2 protein-coding genes and 1 pseudogene are annotated in these 683 nt (G+C 58.0%); all 3 read left to right on the forward strand.

Annotation, left to right across the window (positions count from 1 at the left end):
- A partial coding sequence (locus HX855_RS32825; RefSeq protein ID WP_306219240.1) for a DnaB-like helicase C-terminal domain-containing protein occupies positions 1-295 on the forward strand: 295 nt, incomplete at its 5' end.
- On the forward strand, positions 295-504 hold the full coding sequence (locus HX855_RS33590; protein ID WP_218180374.1) for a hypothetical protein: 210 nt from the start codon (positions 295-297) through the stop codon (positions 502-504). The genes HX855_RS32825 and HX855_RS33590, both read left to right, overlap by 1 nt.
- A pseudogene (locus HX855_RS32830) lies at positions 501-683 on the forward strand (site-specific integrase); the annotation flags it as partial. The gene HX855_RS33590 and the pseudogene HX855_RS32830, both read left to right, overlap by 4 nt.

Below are 683 nucleotides of genomic sequence, written 5' to 3' on the forward strand. Positions count from 1 at the left end.
CCCGAACAAGCGCCCGCTCTGCTCTGACCTGCGCGAATCCGGTGCTATTGAGCAAGACGCCGACATCATTCTGTTCGTTTACCGCGACGAGGTTTACCACGAGCACACCGAGGCGAAAGGAATAGCCGAAATCATCATTGGTAAAGGCCGGGACATTGAAACCGGCACCGTTCGAACGGCGTTCCTTGGTCAGTACAGCCGGTTCGAGCAACTGGCTGCCGGATGGGTGGAGCAACCCAAGCCGGAAAAAGTTGCCAGCCTGGCCGACCGCTACAAATCAAAGGAGAGATTCTGATGCCTACCAGGCGCTTTGCGACACCCGAGCCCCGTGTTTACCGGTTTGCAGTGCACTGCTGCTCTTTCAAGGTGGACCTTAGCTCAACGCCTGATCACGCCTTGGCGCTGTTTGCGGACGAGGCGATGGCCATGCGCTATGGCGCCTGGATGTGGCCAACCACGTTTGAGGTCGTTGACCTCCTTGCCCCCAAGGAGGGCGATTCTTGAGTACTCAAATCAAAACCCTGACGGTGAAGCTGTCGGATGCCGAGATTGTCCGCAATGCCAAGCTTGAGCATGTGCGCGATCTACGGGACGCCAGTCACCCTGCGCTGCACTTCCGGTTCGCCAAAAATCGCGCACGCGGCTCCTGGTACCTGCTCAATAAGCGCCAATGGCATCGCATC

Source organism: Pseudomonas sp. IPO3778 (assembly GCF_013386825.1).
Classification (GTDB): Bacteria; Pseudomonadota; Gammaproteobacteria; order Pseudomonadales; family Pseudomonadaceae; genus Aquipseudomonas.

What these genes read in the sequence shown, in the direction of transcription:
- HX855_RS33590 (WP_218180374.1), top strand. Translation starts at nt 295, where the DNA reads ATGCCTACCAGGCGCTTTGCGACACCCGAGCCCCGTGTTTACCGGTTT.